The sequence below is a fragment of the Aromatoleum toluvorans genome (genome assembly GCF_012910905.1).
GTDB lineage: Bacteria > Pseudomonadota > Gammaproteobacteria > Burkholderiales > Rhodocyclaceae > Aromatoleum > Aromatoleum toluvorans.
Genome location: NZ_WTVN01000101.1, coordinates 1 through 424, shown reverse-complemented (window position 1 = coordinate 424; position 424 = coordinate 1). Strand labels below are relative to the sequence as shown.

At 64.6% G+C, this 424-nt stretch carries 1 protein-coding gene; it reads right to left on the bottom strand.

Annotated elements, in window-relative coordinates; all coding sequences use genetic code 11:
- Positions 1-424 (bottom strand): hypothetical protein (locus GPA22_RS22490; RefSeq protein WP_211169312.1); only part of this gene is annotated, 424 nt, incomplete at both ends.

The window sequence follows — 424 nt, the reverse complement described above, 5'->3', positions numbered from 1 at the left end:
ATCGTCGAGGTGCCGAGCATCCAGAAGATGAAGATCTCCGAATTCGAGGCATAGGCCGCGCTGCGCTGGGCGAAGATCCGCATCACGGAATCGTCGAGCTGCACGCGGATCTCGACCAGATTGGACTTGCCGACGGTGTCGATCCAGAACGGACGGCTGATCTGGCGGCCGAGCTGCACCGAGAGCGTCTGGTCGAGCAGCGAGAAGAACGGCTTCGGTCCCGGCGGCGGCATGTCGCCGGCGGGCAGGAAGTCGACCACCAGCTGCAGCTTCTGGGCGATGTGGCGAAGCTGGGCGCGGTCCTTGTCCTGCGGATAATTCTTGTAGACGTCGATCAGCGCGGCGATGTCGGACACCACCGCGGCCGACAGCCGCCGCGTCACCGTGTTCCAGTGCCGCTCCATGAACACGAACGCGACCACGG